The 25,555-nt window shown below is 67.1% G+C and carries 22 protein-coding genes and 1 tRNA gene; 8 read left to right on the forward strand and 15 right to left on the reverse strand.

Annotation, left to right across the window (positions count from 1 at the left end):
- From HEQ75_RS14375 to HEQ75_RS14430, 12 genes are all read right to left on the reverse strand, one after another.
- The coding region (locus tag HEQ75_RS14375) for a crossover junction endodeoxyribonuclease RuvC (RefSeq protein WP_168031712.1) at positions 1–517 on the reverse strand (517 nt) is incomplete at its 3' end.
- Between the two features lie 308 nt (positions 518–825).
- Positions 826–3,276 (reverse strand): AAA family ATPase, encoded by a 2,451-nt coding sequence (locus HEQ75_RS14380; protein WP_328733981.1) that lies wholly within the window; start codon positions 3,274–3,276, stop codon positions 826–828.
- Positions 3,228–3,995, reverse strand: coding sequence for a hypothetical protein (locus HEQ75_RS14385; protein WP_168031714.1), 768 nt, complete (start codon positions 3,993–3,995; stop codon positions 3,228–3,230). Before HEQ75_RS14385 ends, HEQ75_RS14380 begins: the two co-directional genes overlap by 49 nt.
- Positions 3,995–4,204, reverse strand: a complete 210-nt coding sequence (locus HEQ75_RS28280; protein ID WP_168031716.1) for a DUF6511 domain-containing protein — start codon at positions 4,202–4,204, stop codon at positions 3,995–3,997. The genes HEQ75_RS14385 and HEQ75_RS28280 overlap by 1 nt, the downstream gene beginning before the upstream one ends.
- A 165-nt stretch (positions 4,205–4,369) precedes the next feature.
- Entirely contained in the window at positions 4,370–6,046 is a 1,677-nt protein-coding gene (locus HEQ75_RS14395; RefSeq protein ID WP_168031718.1) for a DEAD/DEAH box helicase, read from the reverse strand.
- A gap of 17 nt (positions 6,047–6,063) precedes the next feature.
- A complete protein-coding gene (locus HEQ75_RS14400; RefSeq protein ID WP_168031720.1) occupies positions 6,064–6,702 on the reverse strand; it encodes a hypothetical protein in 639 nt (212 codons plus the stop codon).
- A gap of 16 nt (positions 6,703–6,718) precedes the next feature.
- On the reverse strand, positions 6,719–7,594 hold the full coding sequence (locus HEQ75_RS14405) for an ATP-binding protein (protein WP_168031722.1): 876 nt from the start codon (positions 7,592–7,594) through the stop codon (positions 6,719–6,721).
- The gene (locus tag HEQ75_RS14410) at positions 7,594–8,136 is read right to left on the reverse strand and encodes a hypothetical protein (RefSeq protein WP_168031724.1); all 543 of its coding nucleotides are present in this window, start codon (positions 8,134–8,136) and stop codon (positions 7,594–7,596) included. The genes HEQ75_RS14405 and HEQ75_RS14410 overlap by 1 nt, the downstream gene beginning before the upstream one ends.
- The gene (locus HEQ75_RS14415; RefSeq protein ID WP_168031726.1) at positions 8,136–8,477 is read right to left on the reverse strand and encodes a hypothetical protein; all 342 of its coding nucleotides are present in this window, start codon (positions 8,475–8,477) and stop codon (positions 8,136–8,138) included. The genes HEQ75_RS14410 and HEQ75_RS14415 overlap by 1 nt, the downstream gene beginning before the upstream one ends.
- A gap of 33 nt (positions 8,478–8,510) precedes the next feature.
- Complete coding sequence (locus HEQ75_RS14420) at positions 8,511–9,074, reverse strand: sigma-70 family RNA polymerase sigma factor (protein ID WP_168031728.1); 564 nt, start codon at positions 9,072–9,074, stop codon at positions 8,511–8,513.
- Between the two features lie 97 nt (positions 9,075–9,171).
- Positions 9,172–10,137 (reverse strand): hypothetical protein, encoded by a 966-nt coding sequence (locus HEQ75_RS14425; RefSeq protein WP_168031730.1) that lies wholly within the window; start codon positions 10,135–10,137, stop codon positions 9,172–9,174.
- Positions 10,097–11,329: a hypothetical protein gene (locus HEQ75_RS14430; RefSeq protein ID WP_168031732.1), complete on the reverse strand. Its 1,233-nt coding sequence runs from the start codon at positions 11,327–11,329 to the stop codon at positions 10,097–10,099. Before HEQ75_RS14430 ends, HEQ75_RS14425 begins: the two co-directional genes overlap by 41 nt.
- A gap of 329 nt (positions 11,330–11,658) precedes the next feature.
- On the opposite strand from HEQ75_RS14430, the gene HEQ75_RS14435 reads away from it, so the two are divergent.
- The 6 genes from HEQ75_RS14435 to HEQ75_RS14460 are packed head-to-tail and all read left to right on the forward strand — an operon-like array spanning position 11,659 to position 20,324.
- Positions 11,659–12,156, forward strand: coding sequence for a DUF2924 domain-containing protein (locus tag HEQ75_RS14435; protein WP_168031734.1), 498 nt, complete (start codon positions 11,659–11,661; stop codon positions 12,154–12,156).
- Positions 12,153–13,505 (forward strand): recombinase family protein, encoded by a 1,353-nt coding sequence (locus HEQ75_RS14440; protein ID WP_209318561.1) that lies wholly within the window; start codon positions 12,153–12,155, stop codon positions 13,503–13,505. Before HEQ75_RS14435 ends, HEQ75_RS14440 begins: the two co-directional genes overlap by 4 nt.
- A complete protein-coding gene (locus tag HEQ75_RS14445) occupies positions 13,502–13,888 on the forward strand; it encodes a hypothetical protein (RefSeq protein ID WP_168031736.1) in 387 nt (128 codons plus the stop codon). The genes HEQ75_RS14440 and HEQ75_RS14445 overlap by 4 nt, the downstream gene beginning before the upstream one ends.
- Before the next feature lie 56 nt (positions 13,889–13,944).
- Positions 13,945–17,007, forward strand: coding sequence for a BPTD_3080 family restriction endonuclease (locus tag HEQ75_RS14450; protein ID WP_168031738.1), 3,063 nt, complete (start codon positions 13,945–13,947; stop codon positions 17,005–17,007).
- 12 nt (positions 17,008–17,019) lie between these two features.
- The gene (locus HEQ75_RS14455) at positions 17,020–17,511 is read left to right on the forward strand and encodes a hypothetical protein (RefSeq protein WP_168031740.1); all 492 of its coding nucleotides are present in this window, start codon (positions 17,020–17,022) and stop codon (positions 17,509–17,511) included.
- A 2-nt stretch (positions 17,512–17,513) separates the two neighbouring features.
- Positions 17,514–20,324: a site-specific DNA-methyltransferase gene (locus HEQ75_RS14460; protein ID WP_168031742.1), complete on the forward strand. Its 2,811-nt coding sequence runs from the start codon at positions 17,514–17,516 to the stop codon at positions 20,322–20,324.
- A gap of 32 nt (positions 20,325–20,356) precedes the next feature.
- Here the strand turns inward: HEQ75_RS14460 and HEQ75_RS14465 are convergent, their stop codons facing one another.
- Positions 20,357–20,866, reverse strand: coding sequence for a hypothetical protein (locus HEQ75_RS14465; protein WP_168031744.1), 510 nt, complete (start codon positions 20,864–20,866; stop codon positions 20,357–20,359).
- Between the two features lie 10 nt (positions 20,867–20,876).
- Positions 20,877–22,115: a helix-turn-helix domain-containing protein gene (locus HEQ75_RS14470; RefSeq protein ID WP_168031766.1), complete on the reverse strand. Its 1,239-nt coding sequence runs from the start codon at positions 22,113–22,115 to the stop codon at positions 20,877–20,879.
- Positions 22,116–22,449: 334 nt separating this feature from the next.
- On the opposite strand from HEQ75_RS14470, the gene HEQ75_RS14475 reads away from it, so the two are divergent.
- Positions 22,450–22,641, forward strand: coding sequence for a hypothetical protein (locus HEQ75_RS14475; protein WP_168031769.1), 192 nt, complete (start codon positions 22,450–22,452; stop codon positions 22,639–22,641).
- Positions 22,642–22,942: 301 nt separating this feature from the next.
- On the opposite strand, the gene HEQ75_RS14480 is transcribed toward HEQ75_RS14475, so the two are convergent.
- Positions 22,943–23,017 (reverse strand) — tRNA-Gly (locus HEQ75_RS14480).
- 245 nt (positions 23,018–23,262) lie between these two features.
- Here HEQ75_RS14480 and HEQ75_RS14485 point away from each other — a divergent pair.
- Positions 23,263–25,554 carry a xanthine dehydrogenase family protein molybdopterin-binding subunit gene (locus HEQ75_RS14485; protein WP_168031771.1) on the forward strand — a complete coding sequence of 764 codons (2,292 nt, stop codon included), beginning with the start codon at positions 23,263–23,265 and terminating at the stop codon, positions 25,552–25,554.
- Position 25,555: the final 1 nt, after the last annotated feature.

Genomic DNA, 25,555 nt, shown 5'->3' on the forward strand with positions numbered 1-25,555 from the left:
AGAGCAGCAGCGCGATGGCATCCGCCTCGTTGTCATCGGCCGGCGCGAAGCCACGGGCTCGGATGGCGGCGACCATCTTCGCCTTGTCGGCGTTGCCCTTACCGGTGGCGTAGCGCTTGATCGTGCCGACCGGCACGCCCTCGTAGGGGACGTCGTGCTCCTCGCACCAAGCGGCGAGAATGCCGAGGAAGCCGCCGTAGATGTGCGCCGCATCGGTGCCGGCATGGGCGCGGACTTCCTCGAACACGATCCGCGCCACGCCGCCGGACAGGGCGGCGACCTCGGCCAGCCACCCGCGGAAGCGCAGGAAACGCATCCCGCCGCCCTCGAAGCGGGTCGGCTTGAAGGTGATCGTGCCCGAGGTGATGCCGCCGTCCGGGCCGCGCAGCGCCCAGCCTGTGGTGGTGCCGAGATCCAGGGCGAGCACGGCGTGGTGCGCGAGGCCGGTCGCGGGCGGGAGGGCGATGGGCGGGCCGCTTGCATGGGCGGCGGGCATGGTGAGAGTCGCGGGTGCCATGGTGGTCTCCGGAAGGGGATCGTCCTGGTGAGGGCGGCGACGGCGCGGTTCTTGGCGGAGCTCGCCGTCGCTGCCCGGCATCGGGTGAGGTGGCCCAAGCGGGGGCGGCCCACGCGCCCAACCCGGTCGCCCGAGGTGTGGTGTGCGCGCGCCGATGAGGCCCGCACGCACACCCCCGTAGGGGGTGGATGAAACACCTAACTCCTCGGCGGGCCGCAAGCCGTTGATCGGATTGCCGAAAAGAGGAGTTAGGTGCGAAGTTTGAGGAGTTAGGGACCTAACTCCTCTGTCCTCCCAAGCCATTGATTTCATGACGTTGTTTTCGGGGAGGAGTGAGGAGTTAGGCCTAACTCCTCAGGAGTGAGGTCGTCCAAGACGCCTTCCGGGTAGACCCAGACCTCCGGATTTTCGACGTCCAGGCAGTTGCCGGATTGGGGGCATTTGAAGTGGCTGGGCAGGACGCGGCGGGCGCTGGTGGTCACCTCGCCGGTCTGCGGATCCACGGTTTCGACCTCTGGGCCGAAGGTCATGCCCTCCACGCAGAGGTACCCGAAGCGCGACCGAACGACGCCGAGGCCAAACTCGGTGCCGTCTCGGCGGAACTTCACGAAGCCCTTCGTGGCGAGCACGCTCAAACGCTCGCGGATCGTGTGCTTGCTGCCGAGCCCGACCTTGTTCTCGAATTTCTCGGCCAGTTGCATGGTGGAATAGAGCCGGCCTTCAGCTGCCTCATCGAGCAGGATGCCGAGGATCACATCCTGCTTGCGCAGCCGTTCGGCATCGAGCTTGCGTCCGATGTCCTGCCTGACCAGGCGCTCGCCGCGACGATCGAATTCCACCCAGCGGCCCGCGATTTTGTCGACCAGCATCGGCTCGAGGCCGGGGCCGTTGCGGAGCTCGACATGCAACTCGCGCTCGGTCTGTTCCTCGTCGGGGCGGAACAGGATGGCGCCCGAGGTGTAGTAGCCGCGCAGCGCGCTCGCGCCGGAGAGCGACAGGAAGGGATCGTCCTTCACCTGCTGCTTGCTGAGCTTCTTCGTGTGGTGGGCGAGGATGATGCCCGCCTCGGGGGCGACCTGGTCGCGCAGCGCCTCGACCCGGCTCTGCAGGAAGAACATCATCGCCGCGTTGTCGTTCTCCCCTTCGCCCGCGGGCCCGCCATCGAAGAGGTTGCGGATGGGGTCGATGCAGATGATGTCCGGCGGCGCGTCGGGGAATGCGGCGCGGATGGCAGTCGCGACGAGCGGCACGCCCTGGTCGTCGAGCAGCATGCGCAGCTTCGGGGTGACGACGAGGGTGTCGCGCGCGCGGGCCACAACGGCGGGGTCGAGCCGGAGTTGCTGCAGGCGCTCGCGCAGGTAGTGGTACTGGATCTCAGCCTGCAGATAGAACACCCGCAGCGGGCGCGGCGCCGTGAAGCGCAGGAACGGAGCGCCGGCGGCGGCATGCACCAGGAGGCTGATCAGGAAGTCGGATTTGCCAACCTTCGGCGCCCCGCCGAGGACCAGCATCCCACCCGGGGTCAGCAGGCGCGGCCCGATCAGGTCGTCGGGCATCGGGGAGGTGTCGTCGAGCAGCACGCCGAGGGTGTGCGCCGGGATGGTGCTCGGCGGTGGTGCTGTGGCGCGCAGCAGGGGCGGCCCGTTGCGGTCGACATGCAGCGCCCAGATGCTGTCCGCCTCGACTTTGAGGCGGTCCAGCGGCCACGCCGGGCGGAGGCAGGCGGCATTGTACTGGCAGATCGCCTTCCAGCCCTCGTCGCCGGTGATGCGGCCCTCGTGGACCATGCGGACAAAGTGGCCGATGGCGGCGCTGGCGCCCTGGAAGCGGGTCCACGCGTCCTGGCTGCCCTCGCGCACTGGCGTGGTGAGGACGGCATCGAGGCCGGGGCGGTTGGCGCCAGGGGCAGCGGTGGGCGCCTCCAGGCCCGGCATGGTCGGCATGGCGGCGACCGCCGCGGCGAAGTCGGGGAGCTCCACCTCGACCCTGGGGTGGTGCTCCCGGATCGTGACGTGCCGCTGCACGCCATGCTTCTGGTGGACAGTGCCGGGCACCCGGATCGGCTGGTGCGCGGAGCGGAAGTGAAGATCGCCACCAACCTTCTCCGCGATCTCCCCCCGCAGCGCGCATACCCGCGCTAGGTCCTCACCCTCGGCCGGCTCGGTGAGCCGCCACCAAACATGCAGCTTGGCGGCACCCTCGGCGGTGCGGCCGCCGCTTTCGACCAGTAGGGTGGGCGCGCCCAGGTGGTGGACGAGGTGCGCCAGCTTGGCGGCGATGTCGCCGGCGTCGAGGTCGACCACCACGGTCTGCATCTGCAGCACATGCTCGGCGCGGGCCTGCCCCTGCTCGGCGACGGTGCCGGGGATGACATAGACGGCGCTGCCCTCACGAGCGGCCCAGGTGGCATAGGCGCTGAGGGATGCGGCGGCGTGCCGATCGGCCGGCACCCAGATGTTGTGCGGCTTGGTGTCGAGGCCTTGGCCCTGGTCGACGAAGCCGCGGACGGGGATCAGCCCGTCGCAATAGCCGAACACCACGTCGAGGAAGGCGGCGATCTGCTCGATGTCCGGCGAGATGGACCCAAGGGCCGCCGGCATCGGCTGCCCTGCACCGGGAAGTCGATCGAGGGCGATCTGACCTGCGGAGGGAAGTTCGCTCACGCTGTTATCCGGCAGCGGCGCGGCATCGTTGAAGTCGCCCCATGCCGTCATGCAGGCTGCGCCCAGCAGCGCGCGGCCCAGGGGCAGAAGCGGCACTCAAAGTGATCGGCCTGGGCGGCAACGCGAGGCAGCAATTCGCCGGCATCGGTCGCGGCCAGGATGCGCACCGCCCGGTCCGACATGCGCTGCGCCAGCTCGGCGTTGAACGGCACCAGCTCGTGGTGCAGCTCGGCGGTGTCCTTGTTGATGGCGGTGAACAGCGCCGGATTGTCCGCCACCCCCGGCACGGCGGCGTCCATGTAGGCCTGGTAGACCGCGATCTGCGCCGCGTAGATCGGCTTGGCGACAGCGACGCCCTTGCTGGACGTCTCGCGCCAGGCCTTGGCGTTCATGGTCTTGCATTCCCACAGCGCCGGGAACGCCATGCCGGGGATGGTCGGGCCGCCGGCGAAGACGCCATCGACATGGCCGCGGATGCGACCGCCCGCGACCGAGAAGCCGAACTGCTCGCCATGCTCGCCACCGCCGCGGCGCGTGTAGAGATCGAAGCCAGCAGCGCGGAGCCAGGCGACGGCCACATCTTCCAGCGCGTGCCCGATCCCGAAGATGCGCAGCAGGCGCCCGTCGAAATCCGCGCCCTCATCTTTCGGCGCCTTCACGAACTCGAACTGCAGAGCGCGTTCGCAGGCGTGGCCAAGGCGGGAGCCGCCGAGATAGCTGCGCGGTGGCGTGGCCGCGTTGGTGGCGACCAGCGCGGCATCGATGGCGGCGTTGACGTGTCCCGACGTCTGGCCGCGGCTGTTGAAGTCGAGCATCAGAAGGGCGCCTCCGCCGCCGTGTCCTGCCGGGCGATCGCCTGCATCGCCTCCTGGAAGCCGCCGATGGCGACCTCGATCAGGGTCAGCACCTGCGCCTCGCTCAGATCCTGGAAGCGGGTGCCCCAGCCGATCTCGGCCATCGTCTCCGCGACGCGGCGCATGGCCGCGCGCATCGCCGCCTTCTCCTGCTCGGTGAGGTCAACCATGGCGGACGACCTCCCCGCCAAGCGCGACCAGAAGCCCTGGCAGGCGATGCAGCAGAAGCAGACCGAGGGCCGTGGCTTCTTCCGCGGCCCCGGGTCGAACCAGCCAAAGCCACGCGCCGGGCGGGAGCAGACGGCGCAGGGCGGTTCCGGGGAGCGGGCCATCGATCATGCGGCCTGCCCCAGCGCCGCGGGCTGGGCGCTGCGCACGAGGTGCTGGATGGCCTGCCGGTTGAACTTGAAGGTCAGCAGCGCCGATGCTTGGTAGCGCGTCATGCCGAGATCGGCGCGGGCCTGCGGCGGCAGGTGGATCAGCTGCCGCTCTGTCGGCGGCTCGCGCAGCCAGCGCCGCCTCTTATGGGCGCTCTCGTCCGTCTCGTAGGTGTTCAGCCAGTCATCCGCCGCGGCCAGCGCCACCAGCCGCTCGCCGATGGACAGCAGGCGGGGCCGCTCCTCCTTGGCGCCGCCGACCGCGTGCCAGGCCCCGTTCAGGAAGAAGATGCCCGCCCAGCCGTTGAAGCCATTGGCCAGCAGGGCGGCGTCATCGCCGAACAGATCGCACCATTGGAAAGCGGATCGGCGGAGGAGATCGATCTCCGTCATGACGAAGTCGGAAAGCGGCGTCGCCGCCCGCCCGCGGGGCTCGAAGGCGTGGCCGCAGATGGGGCACTCCATCACCGCGATCGGCACCTCCGCCTCGCAGGAGGGGCAGGTCTTGGTGGGCGGCTCACCCTCGCCGGGTTGGCTGTCGAGATCGACGTCCTGCTCCAGGCAGCCGTGGATCTGCGAGGATGTGCCGAAGTCGAGCACGATGCAGTCGCGCTTGACGATGCCCGGATGCTCGCCCGGATCGACGGTGCGGAGCCCGCGGCCGACCATCTGGATCATCGTGCATTTGAAGGAGCTCGGCCGCAGCAGCACGACGCAGGAGGTGGGCGGGTGGTCCCAGCCCTCCGTCAGCACGGCGACATTCACGACGATGCGCGCCTCGCCTCGGGCATAGGCGGCCAGGACGGAGCGCCGCTCCCCCTCCGGCATGTCGCCGGTCACCATGACGGTGGAGATGCCGGCCGCATTGAAGGCTGCGGCAACGTGCTCGGCGTGTGCGACCGTGGAGCAGAAGGCCACCGTCTGGCGGCCGCCGGCCTTCTCCTGCCAGTGCTTCACCACGGCATCGGTGACCGGCACCGTGTCCATGACGCGGGCGACCTCGCCCATATCGAAGTCGTCGCCGCTGCGCCGGACCGCGCGAAGCTCATCCTGCACGCCGACATCGATGATGAAGGTGCGGGGCGGCACCAGGTGACCGGACGCGATCAGCTCGCCCAGGCGTATCTGGTCGGCGACGTTCGAGAAGACCTGGCGCAGCCCGATCTTGTCGCCGCGGTTCGGCGTCGCGGTGACGCCGTAGATCCGGCAAGCGGGGTTGCGGTCGAGGGCGCGATCGATGATGCGGCGATAGCTGTCGGCGACGGCGTGATGCGCCTCGTCGATGACCAGCAGGTCCAGCGCCGGCATCGCCTCGAGGTTCGCCTGGCGCGCCAGGGTCGGCACCATGGCGAAGGTGACCTGGCCGCCCCAGGACTTCTGGCCGGCATCCACCACCGAGGTGGCGATGCCAGGATTCACGCGGCGGAACTTCGCCAGGTTCTGCGCGGTGAGCTCATCCCGATGCGCGAGGACCGCGGCCTTGGCGGCGCTGCTGCCGATATGCTCGCCCACCGCCGCCGACAGCATGATCGTCTTGCCGGCGCCGGTCGGGGCGACGCCGAGGGTGTTGCCGTGCTTATCGAGCGCACGAAGGCTGCGCTCGACGAAGAGCTTCTGGCGGGGGCGGAGCAGCATGCTGGTGCGGCCCTCCCTCAGCGCGCCCAGGCGGGACGCGGGTCGGCGCCGGCAGCGGCGGGCTGCGGCGCCGCGGCAGGGAAGGCGCCCTGCTGGATGGCCGGCGCGGCGGGCGGCGCGTAGGCCTGGGCGGGGGGTGCATAACCCGCCGGCGCCACATGCCGCCCCATCAGCTGGGCGTAGTCCCGATGGTCCGGCGTCACCGCCATGCGGATCTCGTTCTTGGTCTCGCCGCCGGCGTCGGTGCCGTGCTCGATCTTCGCCACGAACTCGAGGCCGTCGAGATCCGCGAAGCCGCCGATGCGGCGCGCTGCCTGCGCCTGGGGCGAGACATCCTTGTCGGAGATGCCGCGCGCGGAGTTCAGCATCCCGCGCAGGAAGCTGCGGCCCATCCCCGCCCATTCCGGCCCCTTCGGGCTGTGGAGGCCGATCAGCGTGAAGATCTTCCGCTTGGCGTAGGGGCCTTCCAGCACAGTGAACTCGCCATTGAGATAGACGGCGCCGGTGCTGCCGCGCGTGGCGTAGCCGCCGGTCCAGCCCTGGCTCGGATCGTCGAAGCCGCCGGGACGAATGGTGAGGCGGACCTTCGCCAGCGTCCCCTTGGGGATCAGGTTCGGGTTGGACTGGGCGTCGTTGTAGTCGTTCCAGGCAGCCATGGTGCTTCTGCTCCGATCAGGTGTTGGTGGTAGGGACGGGCGGCGCGATCGACGGCGTGCCGTGCGCGTCGATCGGCGGCGACGGGCTGCGGATTTTCTGGAAGAGCTGCCCGAGATGCGGCGGCTCCAGCATGTCGAGCCGGCCGCTGCGATCCTTCGCGGGATAGCCCCACGGATTCAGCGTCTGGCAGACCAGGCCGCGGAAGGACGCGACCGCAGGCTGGCCGGGTGCGACGTCCGGCTTGATCTCGGCCAGCGTCATGACCTGATCGACGATGCCGGGCAGCTCGAGGCCGGTCTTGCTGCCGTCGATCTGCGGCACGAAGACGCGGCGATTGAAGTCGTCGAGCTTCTCGTCGAGGATTCCGACGAAGATCACGTTGCGCCCGCGCGCATGCTGCAGGTGCGTGAGCCAGGCGATCATCTCGCGGCCATGCAGCCCATAGGCGCCGCGGATGTCGGGCTTGCCGGTCTTCTCCGAATGCGCCTCGGGCTGACCGCGGCACCACTGGAAGCAGAGCCGACCCGCGACCGTGATGCTGTCGACGAAAATCGTGGCGAAGCCGTCCATGCGCGCCGGATCGCCATAGGCCTGCAGGACGCGCACATACTGCGCGGCAGAATAGGGCTGGTCGTCGCGCAGCGCGGGGTTGGGGCCGGCGAGGAACAGCGCGAGGTCGCGGCATTCCTCCCAGGTGCGCGGGCGGATCGACGCGCCACGCCAGTGCTGCACGGCGAGATCGCCCGCCTCCAGGTCGATGAAGAGCGTGCTGCCCTCGTCGAGCGTCAGCAGGAGGTAGGTCTTGCCGATGCCGCTCTTCCCGAAGATCACGGCCTTGATGCCGCGCGCCTCAGCCTGCCGTTCGTCGGCGGTGATGATGCGCAGCGCCATCAGCGGCCTCCCCGCAGCGGGATGACGCCGGCGCCATGCGGGCTGTCGCGCAGCGCCGTCTCGGACATGATGGCGAGGCGATAGGTGGCGCGGCCGGTGCGGACCGTGCGGGCCGGCTCGAAGGCTTGGCGGATGCGATCGGGCCAGGCGGTATAGGCCCGCTCAGAGACCTTGAAGCTGACCTCGACGTACTGGCCGGGATCCTCACCGCCGGCGCGGATTTGCTCCGACAGCGCGGCGAGCCGCGCCTGATCCCAATCCACCTTCTTCGGCAGATCGACCGCGATCTCCACGGTGCCGTCCTGGAAGCGGACCGTGCCGGTGTCCTTGCCGGCAGCGGCACGGGCGCCGATGGCGCGCTGCTCGTAGCGGAGCGCGATCGCGGCCTCGATCCAGTCCTGCATGCGCTTGGCGGCGTCCAGCGCCTCGCGCGCATCGGTCTGCAGCAGCGCCAGATGCTCGGCGGGGAGCCCGATGACGTCGCTCACCGGCATGTGGCGCAGCGCGTCGAGGGTGGGGCGGTTGGTGCGGAGCGCGTCCATCACGCGGCCTCCGCGAGCAGCATCGGCAGGATGGCCGAGGCGGCGCGGCGGGGGCGACGGCGGGCGACGAGGATGTAGGCGTAGTCCTCGTAGCCGTGGCGGCGCTGCACGATATCGACGAGGCCGAGCTCGGCCAGCTTCCAGGCGCGGGCCGCCAGGCGCTGCAGCGCGGTGCGCTCCGGCTCGGGCAGGCACTGCAACTGCGGGCAGACCTGCCGGGCGAGCGCGCCGCGGTGGTAGGTGATGCTGTCGCCGGGAGCCGCGGCGCCCAGCCAGGTGCAGAGGGAAGCCTCGGTGAGAGGCGCCACCACTGCGCGGATGTCGGTGATGTTGGTGTCCATGACCATGATTACCGAGGCTGCGGTCATTCTGTTTCAGGCCGCCGGAGCGATGCCGGCGGCGCACAGCCGCAACCGCATCTCGCGCACGCGCCGGAACGCCGTGGTGCGGGACAGGCCGGCGTGACGGGCGGGATCGACGTCGCCACGCGCGAGAGCGGCGCAGAGGGGCGCATCCTCCTCCGTCAGCACGTCGGCGATCCGCTCGAGGTCCAGCCGGCGATTCACGTCCGCGAAGGCATCGGTCTGCTGGCCCATCCACGCGCCGTAGCCGTCCGCATCCGACAGCACGGCGCCGACCGTCGCGCCGCCGTCCGGCAGCGGGTCATCGAGGGAAATGGAGTGGTGGAGGGCCCGGTGCCGCTGCGTGCGGTGCGCCAGCAGGGCGGCATGATGCCGGAAGCAGGTGAGTGCGAAGGCGCCGAGACCGCCCTGGTCCGGGTTGAAGCCGGGCAGCCGGGCGAGGAGATCGGTCAGGAGGTCCTGGGCGAAATCCTCTGCGTCATGCGCGGGCAGCCCGAGGCGGCGGCACAGGCCGCGCGACATGCGCTCGGCCATGCGGTGCAGGGGTTCGAATTGGGCGAAGGTGAGCGAGGGCATCGGCGGCTCCAGCTGGCGGTGATGGCCAGCGGAAGGTGCCGCGGATGCTTTCCGACAGGCGTCGGACAGGCGTCTGCAAGATGTCGGATCGGCGCTGCTACTTCACGAGGACGGACAGTGGCGGGCAAGCGATGGAGTAGCCCAGCGTGTTGTTCGTCGTGATGAGGCCGGCCACGCGGGGAGTGTCGCCGAAGTGCTCCCTGAGTTGGCTGCGAAGCTCGTTCGCCAGCTTGCGAACCGCGTCGGGTGAGGTGTTCGCGGAGAAAAGCAACGCATGCAGCACCGATGGATGCACAACCGGCCGACCATCCCGATGAGCATCCGCGAGTGCCCTCAGAAGCTGAAACGGCTTCGCGCGGATGGAGGCTTCTCGGTCATCAAGCCGAACAGTCTGCGTGGCGGCCGTCAGCACCAACTCGTACCGGCCAGCGCGCCCGTCTGGCAGGCGGCGGGTGTCCAAAGCCAGGAAGAGGTCGCCCGCCGACGGCAGCAGGGCGTGGGCCGGCTGAACATGGTGGATGTCCTGTTCGGCCAGATTGCCGCGCGTCAGCGCAGGCAGTTCCGGCCCGACCAGGACGATCGTTCCTTCCTTGTGCGTGAGGCGAATTGCGCCGACCAGCCCCGGCTGCCGAATGCCGGCTCGGGTGGGGGCGGCCACGATGATGCGTCCGTCCGCCAGCATGCCAAGGCTCCACAGCCCTGGCGCCACCAGCTCCGCGCGGCCCAGGCCCATGGACGTGGCTACGCCGTCCATGAAGGCATGGACGTCGACGCTGAAGCTCCGCACATCATCCGCGTCCAGACGCTCATCCCGCCGGCGGTCGGCGGCGCATTTGGCGGTGGCGATATCGCCATCCCACAGGACTTCGCGCTCATCCGCGCCGCAATCGCAGTCGGCGCAGACATCCCAGGATGCCTCGCGCCCGCGATGCAGCAGGATGCCGAGCTGGAGGAGGCGCTCGAAGGCAGCCTCTTCTCCTACAGCATGCTGCCGGCCGAGCATGACGACCGGCTCGCCGGCCTCACTCAGCTGCCAGAGCTGCTGCGATAGGCCGTCGGTCATTTGTCAGCGCATTCAGCTTGAGGAGGGCCATGACCAGCTTCTTGTGCCGGACCCTTGGAAAGGTGACCGATCCGGGCGGCTTGATCGTGACGCTGATCGTCGGCGCGCGGCCACCCGGTGTCTTCAGCACGATGCGCGCGATGATGTGGTCGAGGCGCCACAAATTGTCGCCGTAGCTGATGTCGGTTCGGCTCTCATGCAGACGGCGCAGGGCGCTACCCTCGGAGTCCTTCACCCGCACCGAGAACAGGGTCTTCTCGCGGCCGGTCCGGGCATTGGTGGCGACGCGGTTGGCCTGCGCTTCCGTAATCTCGACCCGCTCGATCTGGTCCAGGTCACCGATGCGGAAGCCGAAGCCGCCATTCGAATTCTCGACCGGCGCCAGCGTGTAGAGGTCCTGCGAGCTGGCGGCCTTGAAGACCCCCGGGCGCCCGAGAATCTCGGTGGCGAATGCTTCCGCCAGGTCGCCGCGGCGCTTCTTCGCGCAGCCCCACACAGTGAGCCGCCCCGTCGCCTCGACGAAGGAGATCACCGCGGTGTCGACCTCCTGGAAGCCGATGACCTCATCCTCCTCGCCGCGGATGACCTCGGTGGAAACCGGCGGCGCGCCGTGGCGGACGGCGATGCAAAGCTCGCCATCATCGACGTAGTCCCGGACGCGGCAGAACTTCCCGCGCAGGTCGGCGGCGAAGATCCCGGACGCACGGATGCGCAGGGCCTCGAGCGCCTCCTTGGTCACGCTGGCCGCGATCCCATCCTCGCCAGCATCGAACTCGGTCACGCTCGGTGGCGCGATGAAGACGGAGGTGTGCTCCGCCTCCTTGAACACGTCCGGGTACTCGACGAAGGCGACCAGGGCATAGTCGCGCGGCGTTGCGGTCGGGGACACGGCCGGGTCGATGATGACGACCTCCTGGCGCTCAGCCTCCTCCTGGAGCAGCCGCATACCGGTCGGGCTGTCGAGCCGGACGATACGGTGCAGGTCCTGGATCAGACCATCCGGGTAAGAGTCCTTCGAGCCGAGGAGGTACTCGGTGATCCGCTTCCGCCCCTCGACTTCATCCGCCAGGAGGGTGTCGAGGTCGAGATTCTTGAGGCCTGCCCGATGCTTCGTGAGCAGCTTGCCCAGGACTTTCCAGTTCACGGTTTTCAGGAACCGCTGGTTGGCGAACTTGGTGAAGTCCTTCTGCACGTGACCGCCCTGTAATGTGGAACGTATCAGGTACATGATTCGGCATACCGCTGTCGAATCTAATCTGCAGCTTGGCGGTGAAACACTCAGGCCGCGGCCCCGGTAATCATGGGGATGGCGCCCCCATCGCACCTCCCCGGCAACGCCCACCTCCCGCCGCACCTCCGGGAGGTCTGCGGCATCCTGGCCGCCGGTCTGGTGCGGCTGCGCAGCCGCGCTGCCGAGGATGATGCGCAGGATGCGGAGATAGCTCGGGGGGCGGGAGACGTTCGCCTACACTCCACCGCCAGGCAGCGCCTGCATGCGAACCCCAACAGGAAGGGACTCGCATGACCAGACGATCCACCGCCGCGCCCGCGCCGGCGCCCACCATCCCGAAGATCCCGTCGACGCAGGTGCTGAGCCGCCTCGCCGCGCTGCAGGCGGCGCCCACCGCCATGCTGAAAGACCAATGGCGGGAGCTATTCGGGAAGGAGCCGCCGCCCTGGAACCGGGCCTACATCCAGAGCCGGCTGGCGTACCGCATCCAGGAACTCGCGTATGGCGGGCTGAAGCCCGAAACCGTCGATCGACTGGTGGCGCTGGGCGAGCAGTTGGATGGCGGCAACGTCGTCCTGCGCCGGATCCGGGCCGACAGTCGCCCGCTGGCCGGCACGCGCCTCATCCGGGAATGGCAGGGCGTGCAGCACGTCGTCACGGTGCGCGTCAACGACTTCGAATTCGAGGGGCGGCCCTACCAGTCGCTCTCGGCCATCGCGCGCCACATCACCGGCACGCGCTGGAACGGCTGGACGTTCTTCGGGCTGCGCGCGCGGGGTGAGGCATGACGCGCCGCGCCCGCATGGAGCCGGCCATGCCGGCCACCATGAAGAAGCTCCGCTGCGCCGTGTACACGCGAAAGTCCACGGACGAAGGATTGGAGAAGGAGTTCAACACCCTCGACGCCCAGCGCGACGCGTGCGAGGCGTACGTCGCCAGCCAGCGCGCCGAGGGGTGGGTTCTGGTCCGCGACCGGTACGACGACGGCGGGTTCTCGGGCGGCACGCTGGAGCGGCCGGCGTTGCAGCGCCTGCTGCGCGACATTCAGGCCGACCTCGTCGACGTCATCGTGGTCTACAAGATCGACAGGCTCAGCCGCTCGCTGATGGATTTCGCCAAGCTGGTGGAGGTGATGGACGCGCATGGCGTGACCTTCGTGTCCGTCACGCAGTCGTTCAACACGACCACGAGCATGGGGCGGCTGACGCTGAACATCCTGCTCAGCTTTGCCCAGTTCGAGCGAGAGGTCATTGGCGAGCGCATCCGCGACAAATTCGCCGCCTCCCGCGCCCGCGGCATGTGGATGGGAGGCAAGGTGCCGCTTGGCTACGACGTCGTGGCGCGGAAGCTGATCGTGAATGAGGATGAGGCGCCGCGTGTGCGCCGCGTGTTCGAGATCTTTGCCGAGACGGGATCGGGCATCGAGACGGTGAACCGCCTCAGGGCCGAGGGCGCCACGAGCAAAGCGGGTCGGCCGCTGGACAAGGGCGACGTCTACAAGCTGCTGAACAACCGCACCTATGTCGGCGAGGCGGCGCACAAGGGGCAGGTCTACCCCGGCGAGCACCAGGCCATCGTGCCGCGAGAGCTCTGGGATAGGGCGCATGCCGTGCTGCAGGTCAGCCCTCGCGTCCGCGCCAACCAGAATCGGGCGCAGACGCCGGCGCTGCTGAAGGGGCTGATCTTTGGGGTGGACGGCCGGGCGCTGTCGCCAACCCACGCCAGGAAGAACGGCCGGCTCTATCGCTACTACGTGGCGCAGCGCGTGCTGAAGGGTGATGCCGCGGGCGACGCCAGCATCTTGCGCCGGGTGTCGGCGGCGGAGATCGAGGCGGCCGTGGTGGATCAGGTGCGGGCGCTCCTGCGGCAGCCGGAGATCGTCGTCGGCACCTGGCGCGCGGCGCGCATGGAGGCGCCCGACCTGACTGAGGGCGAGACGCAGGACGCCCTGCATCGACTCGACCCGCTGTGGGAGCACCTGTTCCCGGCGGAGCAGGCACGGATCGTGCGGTCGCTGGTGGAGCGGGTGGTGGTAGGGCCCGCCGGCGCCGACATTCGGCTGCGGCTGGATGGGCTCGGCGGCCTCGTCCGCGACCTCGGCGCCATCGCTCCCGAGGTCCTGAGGTCGGCAGCATGACCACGGCGACCAGCATCACGGTCCGGGTGCCGCTGGCGATACGGCGCCGGCCAGGGCGGAAGACGATCGTCACGCCGATGGCGACAGGACCCGCGGGGGCCACAACGCGCGCCGATCCGGCGCTGGTCAAAGCGCTGGCGCGGGCGTTCCGGTATCAGCGAATGCTCGACAATGGGGTCTACGGCTCGGTCACCGAAATGGCTGCCGCCGAGAACATCGATCGCGGCTACCTCGGACGCCTGCTTCAACTCACCCTGCTGGCGCCGGATATCGTCCAGGGCATTCTGAACGGTAAATGCCCAGAACGAATCGGGCTCCCGATATTGATGAGCCCCCTTCCGTCTCCCTGGCAGGACCAGCGCGCCAATCTCGGCCTCGGATGATGGTAATTTCTTGGTTCGGTAGTGCACGGCGCCGCGGATCGTGGCAGGCTTGTAACGTGCCGCCAGCTGTCATCAACAACCCGATTCTCAACAGCCCGTTTGCCGAGCCGTCCCTTCACTGGGTGCTCGACGAGAATGGTATTCCGACCGGCTTCCCGACCGATGGGCGGAGGCGGAGCGAGTTCGTCGTACCCGTCCCACCGCCGAAGCATAAGCTAAAGAACCAGGGTAGCCTGGACCTTGAGGATAATTTCGGCCAGCGGAAGCCGAACGACTACATCAACGAGATCAGGTCGAAGGTTGCCGCCTGGCGCTCTCTCGGCGATGCCGGCCTTCGTTCCACCGTCACCCCGGTCACCGCCCGCCTGCTCCAGCACTGGCGCGATCCCAGCCGGACCCGAAAGCTGTTCTTCTGCCAGATCGAAGCTGCCGAGACGGCCATTTGGCTAACCGAGGTTGCCCCGAAGCAGGAGATCGACCGCCTCCGCACCCTCAGTGCCGAAGCAAACCCGGATCTGCTCCGCATCGCCTTCAAGCTTGCCACCGGCGCTGGCAAGACCACGGTCATGGCGATGCTGATCGCCTGGCAGACCCTTAACGCCGCCCGCGCCCGCAGCGCTAACCGGAACCGCTTCACGGATGCTTTCCTGATTGTTGCCCCCGGCATCACCGTGCGCGATCGCCTCCGCGTGCTGCTGCCTTCCGATCCGACCAACACCTATCTGCTCCACGACATCGTGCCGCGGGAGATGCGGGACGACCTCCAGCGCGCGCGGATCGTCATCACCAACTTCCACGCCTTCCAGCACCGGGAGACGCTCGACGCGCCAAAACTGGCGAAGGCAATCCTTGGTGGGCGCGAAGGACCGGTCCAAACTCTGGAATCTGAGGGCCAAATGGTCCAGCGCGTTTGCGGCGAGCTTCTTGGTCGCCGACGCATCATCGTGCTGAACGATGAAGCCCATCATTGTTATCGCGAGAAGTCCGGCGGGGACGATATCCCTGACGCCACGAAACTGGACGCGGAAGGCAAGGCCGAAGCGAAAAAGAACAACGCGGCCGCGCGCCTGTGGATAAGCGGAATCGAAGCCCTGCAGCGTGTGCTGAAGCACCCGGTCCAGGTCTACGACCTCTCGGCTACGCCGTTCTTCCTGCGCGGCTCGGGCTACCCCGAGGGCACGCTCTTTCCGTGGGTCGTCTCCGACTTCTCGCTGATCGATGCCATCGAATGCGGCATCGTGAAGGTGCCGCGCGTGCCGGTGCAGGACCTGCCCGGCGCAGACGAACCGATCTACCGCCACGTCTACAAGCATGTGCGCGACCGTTTGCCCAAGGCCGGCCGCGGCAAGCAGGCCAAGGCGCTGGACCCCGAGGATTTGCCGAGCCAACTCGTTGGTGCCCTTCAGTCGCTATACGGCCACTACGCCAAGGTCTTCGCCAATTGGCAGGGAAAGGGCGGCCCCACGCCGCCTGTGCTCATCGTCGTCTGCAACAACACTGCGACGTCGAAGCTCGTCTTCGACTGGATCGCCGGCTACGAGAAGATTGAGAAGTCCCTGGACGGCACCGAGCACACAGTGCTGGTCCCAGGCAAACTCGCGCTGCTTTCGAATGTGGAGGATGGCGGCCCAGGCCAGCGCCGCCTGGCGCCGCGTGCTCAGACCATACTCATCGACAGTGAGGAGCTGGAAAGCGGCGAGGCCCTATCCGACAGTTTTCGCAAGCTGGCTGCCCCCGAGATCGACGCCTTTAAGCGCGAGCTTCGCGCCCGCGGCCGACACGCGGAAGCCGAAACGGTCTCCGACAGCGACCTGCTGCGCGAGGTGATGAATACCGTGGGCCAGCAGGGCCGCCTCGGAGAGCAGATCCGTTGCGTCGTCTCTGTCTCCATGCTGACCGAGGGGTGGGACGCGCGCACTGTCACCCACGTCCTCGGGGTCCGCGCCTTCGGGACGCAACTGCTGTGCGAGCAGGTAATCGGCCGCGCACTACGCCGCGTCTCCTATGAGCCGGTCGGACAGGACACGCGTGGCAACGGCATGTTCGAGCCTGAATATGCCGACGTGCTCGGCATTCCCTTTTCCTTCGTCCCGGCCAACTCCGCCGCCGACTACAAGCCGCCAAAACCCACCACGCGGGTCCACGCCGTGCTACCCGAGCGCGACGATTTGGAGATCCGTTTTCCCCGGGTTCTTGGCTATCGCGTGGTGCTGCCGCCCGGCCGGCTACGCGCGACCTTCACCGGGGAGAGCCGTCTGCAGATCACCCCCGACATGGCGCCGCCAGATGCCATCAACGCTCCCTTCGTCGGCGAGAACATCAAGCTCTCGCTGGAGGATTTGGCCGATCAGCGCGCTGCCACCATCGCGTTCCACCTTGCCGGATACACGCTGGAGCGTTGGTTCAAGGACCAGGAGGGCAGCCGCAAGCCCTGGCTCTTCCCATCGCTGCTGGCGATCACGCGGCGCTGGATGGAGGAGTGCCTGAGCTGCATCGGCAACACCTTCCCCGCCTACCTGCTCTGGCGCGACGTGGGGGACAAGGCGGCCGAGCGCATCTACCGCGCATGCATCGAGAGCGAAGAGGGCGCTGGCATGCTGCGGCCCATCATGGACCCGTATAACGAGACCGGCAGCAGCCGAAACGTCGCCTTCACGACCACCAAGGCCAATTTCTGGGAGACCAACGCGGCGAAATGCCAGGTGAACCTGGTGGTCTGCGACGGTGACTGGGAGGCCGCCTGCGCCCAGGCGCTTGAGGGCATGCATGAAGTGCTGCGCTACGTGAAGAACGACCGGCTCGGCTTTGAGATTCCCTATGAGCATGGCGGTGCTGAACACCAGTACCGCCCCGACTTCATCGCCCTTGTGGATGACGGCGCAGGTGCTGACGACCTGCTTCATCTGGTGCTCGAGGTGAAGGGCGAGCGTGACGCCAAAGACGATGCGAAGCACGACACCATGCAGAAGCTCTGGGTGCCCGCGGTCAATGGCACTGGCCGCTACGGGCGCTGGAGTTTCCTGAGGCTCGATGGACCCTACGGGATCGCCGATTCGATACAGCTTCACATACGTGAGCGCGCCATCAGTGCCTCACAGACACCAACAATTGCTGCGTGAGGGATCGCCACCATGACCAACTGGACCACAGATATAGGTTTCCGCCTGGCATTGGCGAGACTGGGTGGTGCCATCGTGGCATCCGGGCGGCTTGGCCTGATCGACGCTAGGTCGATCCGTTGGCGGGCATCTGGCGGGGCCAATCTTCAAGGTCACGCAAATACCCTTGTTCCTCTCTCGCTACTCCTCGCGATGACCGATAAAACGCTTGTGCGACGAGTTCGTAGGGATACTGATTTGACGCGTGACATGGGGCGGGGTTCGGTTGAATCTCTAAACAAATCGCTTCGAGATGACATTGGTGTGGCGATGAGTAACCTGCGGTCTACTCAAGGCTCTGATATTGTTGCGCAGGAAATTAAATCCAAACGGAATATCACAGTAAATAAGGCTTGTGATACGTATCTGAGCATTGCGATGGGTGGGTCCCATGCCCGAGGAGGCGCCGGAGATACCGTCGTTAAGCGTACACTTAAAATAATTGCGCAGTTTAATATGGTCTAGACATGGAAAAATCAGACAAGATTGAGCACTATCGGCATTCATCGGCAACGCGCGCAAACATACCAACCGCTGAGACATCGTCTCTCTTGGCTAAGGAGGAAGCGCAGGCTGCTGAAATGAAGTATCCGCGCAATCCCGATCTTGACCCGCAACTCGTCTGGCGAGGCAAAGATGAAGCGGACGCTGCCGATCTGGCCGTACCAACGGTGCCGATCTACATCCAAGAAAAAATCATGCCGGAGGCGCTGATTCGGGATCTCCGTAAGCAAAAAGCTCCAGGCGTGAGGTCGCAGTCGGATCTGTTTGGTAGCTTTGACAGACTCGACGATCCGGAAGCGAAGCTCGAATTCTACGCCCACGCAGAAAACTGGTCGAACAGGATGATCCTGGGCGACAGCCTCCTGGTGATGAACAGCCTTGCGGAGAAGGAAGGTCTTCGCGGGCAGGTCCAGATGATCTTCTTCGATCCGCCTTACGGGATTCGCTTTGGGTCAAATTGGCAGCCAAGCACGAAGAAAGCCGAAGCCAAGGATAGGTCACTTGAGGGAGTGACGCGTGAACCTGAGCAGATCAAGGCATTTCGTGATACCTGGAAAGACGGGATCAACAGCTATCTTGGGTATATCCGAGACAGGTTGGTGGTAGCACGTGAGTTGCTTACCGATAGCGGCAGTATATTTGTCCAGATCAGTGATGAAAATCTTCACTTAATTCGCTCACTTCTTGACGAAGTATTTGGGCCGGAAAATCACGTCTCTACGTTCAGTTTTCGCAAAAAGACGATGCCCTTCGGTACAAATTTCGTCGAACAGATGGCCGACTTCGTCGTGTGGTATGCGAAGCGGAAGGAGGATGCGAAGGGGCGACCGAACGCCAAGTATCGGAAGTTATTCCGGGTCATGGAGTACGGGCCGCAGAGCGGGTTCCCCTATGTGCAGGCAGTTGATGGCGAGATAGCCCGGCCCGCTGATTTACCTCCAGAAGCTGTCGGCACCACGCCGCGCTGGTGCGGGTCCATGTCGCTGGAGCCATCCGGACTGATGGAAAGCGGCCTCTTCAAGCCAACTTTTCGTGGGAAGACCTACTCCCATCCGAAGAACGGCTATGGGACCACACCTGAAGGCTTGCTTAGGCTCGAACGAGCCGGCCGGCTGATCCCAGCAGGTAATCTGCTTCGTACGGCCCTTCTGGCAGCGGACAAGTCCGTCGGCGACTTGACGGTTCCGTGGTCAGATACGGTCGGTGCAGACGACAAAGGATATGTCGTTCAAACAAATACGGAGGTCGTCAAGCGGTGCATGCTGATGACTACCGACCCAGGTGATCTTGTTCTCGATCCCACTTGCGGGTCGGGAACTACTGCGTTCGTAGCCGAAGCGTGGGGCCGTCGCTGGATTACTATCGACACTTCGCGTGTTGCCTTGGCCATAGCCAGGGCGCGGCTGATGTCACGACCTCATCCCGCGCATCTATTGCGCGACAGCCGCGAGGGGGCGGCAAAGGAAGCTGAAGTCACGGGCCGGCCCACTGCTGGAGGACCATATCAGGGTGACTTGCGTCAGGGCTTCCTGCTGGAACGCGTCCCACATGTGACCGTTAGCTTGATCGCAAACAACGCCGAGATCGACGTCATTCATGATAAATGGCAGCCGGTCATCGAGGCAGCCCGCGCTGCATGGAACTCAGCCCTGGATACCACGGACGTAGAATGGCAGATCCCGCGCGCCGTGCCCGACGACGCACCAAAGGCCGCCCTGGATGCACATGCGGCATTCTGGAAAGCGCGCCGTGAGCGGCAGGCCGCGATGGACGCGTCCATCGCCCGCAACGCTGACGTCGAGTATCTCCACGACCGTCCCTACCCGAAGAAGGGCGCCGTCCGGGTCACAGGCCCTTTCACGGTGGAAAGCCTCTCCCCGCACCGCGTCCTCCCCGCTGATGAGGAGGATGAGGCGGTGGTTGCAGCCATGGCCGTGGAGGCCGGCGAGGCGCCGCCCCCGCGCCGCCGGCTGCGCCCCAAATCCGAAAGCAGCGCTGGCGACGATTTTGTCACCGCGGTGCTCGATAACCTGGCGAAGGCCGGGGTGCAAAACACCAAGAAGAATGAGCGCCTGATCTTAGCCACTCTCCGCCCTTGGCCTGGCCAGGGCCATGTCGCGGCCGAAGCCACTTATGAGGAAGCCGGCCAGCAGCGGCGCGCTGCCATCGTCATCGGCCCCGAATACGGTACCGTCGGCCAGGACCTAGTGCGGGAAGCCGCGCGGGAGTGCCGCGACTGGGCGGACAGCATGGTGGTCTGTGGCTTCGCTTTCGATCCGCAAGTGGGCGAGACCACGATGAATTTCGGCCGGCTCACAGTGCTGAAGGCGCGGATGAGCCAGGAATTGCATGCGGCCGACGCCTACAAGTCAGGCGGCGGCAACCTGTTCGTGGTGTTCGGGGAGCCGGATATCGCGCTGGACCGCAGGAAGGATGGCACCTGCGTCGTCCAGCTCCGCGGCGTGGACATCTTCGATCCAACCACCGGCGAGGTCCGCTCTTCCGGCAAGGTTGAGGAAGACGTCGCCTGCTGGTTCGTTGACACCGACTACGACGGCGACAGTTTCTTTGTCCGCCACGCCTACTTTCTCGGCGGCAAGGACCCCTTCGAGAAACTGAAGACCGCACTGAAGACCGAAGTCGACGAGGCTGCATGGTCGACCCTCTACTCCAAAGAAAGCCGCCCTTTCTCGCCGCCGAAGTCGGGGCGGATCGCGGTGAAGGTGATCAACCACTACGGCGACGAGGCGATGAGGGTGTTCAAGATCGGATGACAGGCGGGCTTCCTCCCTTGCCCGTCGTGCCGCTACGCCATGCCCTCGAATGTCTTGATGCGTGATGCGAAACGGTGATGTGTGCGCCATTCGACAAGCAACCCATCCGCGTCAGGCACAGTGATGCCGCCAGCCTTGATTGTCCGCAGGACAATGTCCTCGGTGGTGATGATACGTGCTGCCTTGTCGCGCCGCCGCATCTCAGCTCCGGCAAGGCGCTCTTGAAGCCCGGCAGCCATCCCGCGCGTCAGTGCGACGGCCATAACGGCGCGCTCGCCTGGCCCGAAGCGTCCGATCCGAGCCAGGTCCGCAAACAGCGCGACCTCGACCCGATCAGCGATGCTCTCGACGTGAAGAAGCCCGGAACTGATCGCTGCTTCCAGCACCTTCCGCTGGTCAGGCCGCGAGACCTCCTCCCGCACGTCCTCAGGCACGAGAAGAGGCACGGCCAGCGGCTGCAGAAGGTCCATCCGATCGATCCGAATGAAGTTCAACAGCACGGATGTGTCGAGGACGATTGTCGCCTTGTCGCTCAGCACCACGTGCGGGTCGTCAGCTAAGAAGCTCGGCCAGTTCGAGAATCGAATCCGTATCCTCAAATTCCAGGTGCCGGGCAATCTCGGTGAGGCGGCCACTGGTAATCAACTCCCGGCGCCATGCCTCCATCGCAAGCGGCAGGATTTGCCACCTAAGGTCAGCATCCTTTGGCGGTGCCGCGGCTGCCGCATCATCGGCTTCGGAGGTGCTCCTCACCGTCTTGATATAGCGGTTCGCTGCCGTGGTCTGCTTTTGTAAGGCTTCCCGTTCAGCTGAGCTGATCTGACCGAGGCCAAGCAGCCGCCAGAGCGCGGCCGGATAACTGACGCCAAACTGTTCGGCGACCAGCGCCGCATCGACCACGGTGATGGTCTGGGAGCGCGGCGGGGAACGCAACTCACCGCGGACGCCGTCCTCGTTGGCGAGCGCGTCAGGCACCGCCTCTTCACGTCGAGATCCGTGGCCCTTGCCGAGACCGTGCAGAAACTCCCGTACACCGTCCGCCGGCATCAGGAACGTCGCGGCGAAGGCGTTTGCGCGCTGCTCACGCGTGTCCCTTCGATTGCTGCTCTGCGTGATGACCGCAGGCTGATCACGATCCATCAGCGCGTGGCCATACTCGTGCGCGAGTGAGAATCGGCACCGCCGGAAGTCCTGCTTGCCGTTGGCGATGACCGCGAGGCCAAAGTCTCGGCCGCTTAGGAACAGGCCAGACATGTCCTGCGGGAGGTCAAGCGTGGCGGCCCAAACCCCCTGGCTCCAGATGAGATCAGCGAGGTCACGGATAGGGGCATTTCCCAAGTCGAGCCGCCGTCGCTCTTGCTCTGCGACCATCTGGCCTTGGTCGATCGCAGAGCCCGTGGAGCGCGGAGCCGGAAGATCATGCCGCGGAAGGGCCGAGACAGGCTCACGCCCTAACAGTCGGAGGAGTGAGGAACCGTCACGGAACAACTGCACGCACCGCCCGACATGAATCTGCGCCGTCGATTCTGCCAGCCCAGGCTCCTGCCGAAACAGAGCCTGCACGGGATCGGCAGCCTCTTCGGCATCATTTGGATTGACGAACCACTCGATCGGCCGACCGTAAAGCGTCGCCAGCCGGGTGAGTTCGAGCGTGGACACCTGCCGTTGCCCGGACTCCATCAGACTGACCGCGGAACGGGGCACGCCGATCTCTGCGGCAGCCAGATCCTGGCTGATCTGTCCGCGTGCGATCCGCAGCCGGTGCCCGAGTTGTTCTGCGGTTATGGTCATGGGCCGTTCCTCAGCGGCAAGAATCGGTTGTGGGCCGGAGTGGCCCGCCACTCCCGCCTTCAGAGCGCATAGCCCGATCGAACACGAAAAGTCAAGACTTGCCAGCTCCGTTCGATTTTCATACAACGGTGGCAAGTTCAGGCGCGAATCGCCTGGATGAAGTTGGGGGCGGAGTTGGCGCTCCGCCCCCAAACCAGTGATCCGCTTGAAAACAGCGCACGATGGCGGGCGCCGCTTGGTCCAGACCACCCAACACGTCATTTCTACGACGGGTTGGACCAGACCGGCAATCACGTGTTTCCGCGCTTGTATCGGTCGGAAAGGACCAACATCGATGTCGAAGCAGTATAAGCCGGGCGAGCCGGCACCGAGGTCAGCGCAATACGGCATTCTTGGCCCGCGTGGCGGAGATACCGGACAGGAACGCACGGTGGTGAGGGGCGAACCCCTGCCGCCCACGCCGAAGCCTGGCATGACCTACGTCGTCAACGACCCGACCCGGAACGGCGCCGGTCGCTCGAAGTGACGGAGAGGGGCGTCGCTGCTGGTCGCAGCGGCGTCCCATTCCCGTTCGGGTTGCTACCGCCCCAGCAGTCTCACCCCCAACCCCGAGCGAGGCGCGTGCCCGGAGATCGGCCTTTTTCCTGGCATTCAGGCTTGTAGACTGAATCGCCCAAGTCCCGAGCTTCGGAGAATCTTCGCCCTCTGGAGAGAGTTTTTCGGGTTCGTTGCATTCTCCAACCCTCAAGCCGTCACGGCAAAACCCCAGGAAACCTGCGGTTCAGGGCGCCATCGGCGCGTGGGAAACGTGAGGTTGGGAAACCGACTGGAGCGGGCGAAGGGATTCGAACCCTCGACCCCAACCTTGGCAAGGTTGTGCTCTACCCCTGAGCTACGCCCGCGCTCCGTCTGTAACGGCTACCTACCATGCCAAGGCGGAATTGCAAGTGACCTCCCTTCATCAATCTGTCGCCCGCGCGGCGGCGATGCGTCAGGTCGCTCCGACCCTGGTCCTGGCCCTGAACGGCCGGGCCTGCGCACTCCACGGGCAGCCACCGCGCGCGGCAGGCAGTCCCGGCACCTCGCCAGCCGGGCGCGGATCCGCCACTCTGCGGGCCTGGCAGGGCAGGGGTGGCGCGGGCAGGTCATGGCATTCGATGTGCTTCCCGGGCTGGGCCAGCCGCTAAGGCGGCTGGAGGACCCGCGCCTGCTGACCGGCGGCGGCCGCTACACCGCGGACCTCGTCCCGCCCGGCGTGCTGCACGCGGCCTTCCTGCGCAGCCCGCACGCCCATGCCCGCATCCTCGGCGTGGAGGCCGCCGCGGCACGCGCCCTGCCCGGCGTGGTCGCGGTTTTCACCGGCGCGGATGTGGCCGGGCTCGGCCACAACCCGGCGGTGACCGAAATCCGCGACGCCGCCGGTCGGCGCCATGTGGAACCGCAGCGCCTGCCGATCCCCACTGACCGCGTGCGCCATGTGGGGGAAATCGTCGCCATGGTGGTGGCCGAAACCCCCCACGCCGCGCGCGATGGGGCGGAGGCGCTGGTGGTAGACTACGACCCGCTGCCGGCCGTGGTGCAGGGCGACGCCGCGCTTGCCCCCGGCGCGCCGCAGCTGCACGCGACGGCGCCGGGCAATCTGGTCTGCGACTGGCAGAAGGGCGATGCGGCCACGGTGGAGGCGGCCTTCGCCGGCGCCGCCCATATCGCCCGTGTCGCCCACCGTTCCCCGCGTATCCTGGCCGGCTACCTGGAAACCCGCGCCGCGCTGGCGGAATGGGCGGAGGGGCGGGTGACGCTGACCACCCCCTCCCAGGGCGTGCACCTGCTGCACCGCATCCTGTGCGACCACATCCTGGGCTGGAAGCGGGAGCGGCTGCGGGTGGTGACGCCGGATGTCGGCGGCGGCTTTGGGCCGAAGCTGCCGCCCTATCCGGAGCAGGCGCTGGCCTGTTTCGCGGCGGACCGCCTGCGCCGCTCCGTGCTCTGGGTGCAGGACCGCACGGAACACCACCTGGCGGACACCCATGCCCGCGATCTGGTGGCCGAGGCGGAGCTTGCCCTGGATGCGCAGGGCCGCTTCCTGGCGGTGCGAGTGCGGGCGGTGGCCAATTTCGGCGCCTGGGTCTCCACCGTGAACCCGACCATCCCGACCGGCGGCATGGCCAAGGTGCTGGCCGGGCTCTACCGCATCCCGGCCATCCACATCGCCATGCGCTGCGCCTTCAGCAACACCGCGCCCGTGGATGCGGTGCGCGGCGCCGGCAAGCCGGAGGCACTGGTGCTGCTGGAACGCCTGGTGGATGTGGCGGCGCGGGAGACGGGGCGGGACCCGGCGGCGCTGCGCGGGTTGAACCTGCTGCGGCGGCAGGACTACCCGCACACCACAGCGCTCGGCTACCGCTACGACAGCGGCGACCCGCCGGCGTTGCTGGAGGCCGTGCTGGAGCTGGCGCGGGCCGATGATTTCCCGGCCCGCCGCGCGGCGGCGGCTTCGCGCGGGCGGCTGCTCGGCCGCGGCCTGTCCTGCCACCTGCACGGCTCCGGCGGCTGGGGCGACGAGACCTCGGTGGTGGAGGTGCTGGCGGATGGCACCATCCTGGCCCGCACCGGCACGCAGAACCAGGGCCAGGGCCACGCCACCGCCTATGCCCAGCTGCTGGCCGCCGCCTTCGGCGTGGCGCCCGGCATGGTGCGGATCGAACAGGGCGACAGCGACCGCATCCCGCGCGGCGGCGGCACCGGCGGGTCTTCCTCCACCATCATCTCCGGCACCACCCTGGCCCGGGCGGCGGAGGCGGCGGTGGAGCAGGGGCGGGGCCTGGCGGCGGCGATGCTGGAAGCCGCGGCGGTGGATGTGGTGTGGGAGGATGGCGCCTACGCCGTGGCCGGCACCGACCGCCGCGTCGCGCTGGCCGCCGTTGCGGCGCGGGCCGGCGGGCTGGAGGGGCGCGCGGATTTCGCCGGCACGGTGGAAACCTGGCCCGCCGGCATTGCCTGGGCCGAGGTGGAGCTGGACCCCGAGACCGGCGCCGTCACCCTGCTGCGCCATGCCTGCGCCGTCGATGCCGGGGCCGTGGTGAACCCGATGCTACTGGCCGGGCAGTTGCAGGGCGGTTGGGCGGCGGGCATTGGCCAGGCGCTGCTGGAATCCGCCCGCTACGATGCCGAGGGCCAGATGCAGGCGGCCACGCTGATGGACTACGCCATGCCGCGCGCCGCCGACCTGCCCGGCTTCGTCCATGTGGACCGCGGCGTGCCGAGCCCGAACAACGCGCTGGGAATCAAGGGGGTGGGGGAGCTGCCGACCAATGGAGCCCCGGCCGCCCTGGCCAATGCCGTGGCCGACGCCCTGGCCCAGGCCGGGGTGATGGCGGAGATTCCGTTGCCGATGACGGCGGAGCGGGTCTGGGCGGCGCTTTCGGGCGCAGGGGCCTGAA

Source organism: Falsiroseomonas selenitidurans (assembly GCF_012103215.1).
In the GTDB taxonomy this organism is placed as follows: Bacteria; Pseudomonadota; Alphaproteobacteria; order Acetobacterales; family Acetobacteraceae; genus Falsiroseomonas; species Falsiroseomonas selenitidurans.